The organism is Actinoplanes sp. NPDC051633 (assembly GCF_040681735.1).
In the GTDB taxonomy this organism is placed as follows: domain Bacteria; phylum Actinomycetota; class Actinomycetes; order Mycobacteriales; family Micromonosporaceae; genus Actinoplanes.
Map to the genome: position 1 here is coordinate 1 of NZ_JBFAZH010001726.1, position 1,192 is coordinate 1,192.

Annotated in this window: 2 protein-coding genes; both read left to right on the forward strand. The window is 73.2% G+C overall.

Translation table 11 applies throughout. The annotated features are described in order from the left end of the window. Positions 1 to 68 precede the first annotated feature (68 nt). Positions 69 to 602: a hypothetical protein gene (locus tag AB0M20_RS44685; RefSeq protein ID WP_364307677.1), complete on the forward strand. Its 534-nt coding sequence runs from the start codon at positions 69 to 71 to the stop codon at positions 600 to 602. Next, the coding region (locus AB0M20_RS44690; protein WP_364307679.1) for a hypothetical protein at positions 599 to 1,192 on the forward strand (594 nt) is incomplete at its 3' end. The genes AB0M20_RS44685 and AB0M20_RS44690, both read left to right, overlap by 4 nt.

Below are 1,192 nucleotides of genomic sequence, written 5' to 3' on the forward strand. Positions count from 1 at the left end.
GGGAGTGATCATTTTGAAAAAGCATAAACAAATATTAGAACAATATATTTTTGTTAATAAGAGTGTACTTGGGTCGCCTCGACGTGGCGCTCGGCGGTGTCGCCCTGATCGCCCGGCGGACCCCGACGCCGGAGACCCTCCTGGACTACGCACAGCTGCTGCGTGTCGCCGGGCGGGCCGCCGACGCGGACCGGCAGCTCGAGCTGGCCGACGCCGCGCACCGGATCTTCCGGGCCAACGGCGGGCGCGACGATCTGGCCGGGGCTCAGATCGCACTGGCGAAAGGTGATCCGGCCACCGCCGTGCGGCTGGCCGAGGCGGAGTTCGGGCGCCGGCCGTTCGCCGAGGTGGCGGACACGCTCGGGCGGGCGTTGCACGCCGCCGGGCGCGATCGCGAGGCACTCGGGTACGCGCGCCGCGCCGCCTCGGGTTCGCCCGACGCGGCGTACGCGTACCACCTCGCCACCGTCGCCCTGGCCCTCGGCGACCGTCCGACCGCCCTGAAGCAGCTGCGTCGGGTGCGCGACTCGAATCGGTACTTCTCGCCCGCGGACGGTCCCACGGCCGCCCGCGCCCTCGCCGCGCTGGAGGCATCGTCATGAAACGCGCCCTGGTCGTCGCCGTCACCGTCCCGGCCGCCGTGATCCTCGGCGTGCTGATCGCGGCACCGCCCGCCTCGGCACACCCCCTCGGCAACTTCTCGGTCAACCGGTACGCCGCCCTGACGCTGGGCCCTTCACTCGCCGAGGCCCTCGTCGTGGCGGACATCGCCGAGTTGCCGACGCTGCAGGATCCCGCGCCGACCTGCGCGGAGGCGGCCGAGGCCTTCATCGTGGCCGTCGACGGGACGCCGCTGAGCTGGAGCATCGCGTCCTCGTCGGCGGTCCGCGCACCCGGGGCGGGCGGACTCGCCACCACCCGCCTCGAGTGCCGCCTCACCGCGCCGGTGTCCCTCCGCTCCCCATCGGAGGTCGAGGTCACCAACGCCTTCCGGGACGACCGGATCGGCTGGCGGGAGCTCGTCGCGGCCGGCGGGCCCTGGGTGCGGCTGTCCGGGTCGCCGCTGCCGGCCGCGGGCATCAGCGACGAGCTGCGGCGCTACCCGGACGACTTGCTGTCATCGCCGCCGGACGTGCGGTCGGCGTCGTTCATGGCGGCGCCGGGTCCAGGCGGGGTTGCCGCGGGCGGGGCC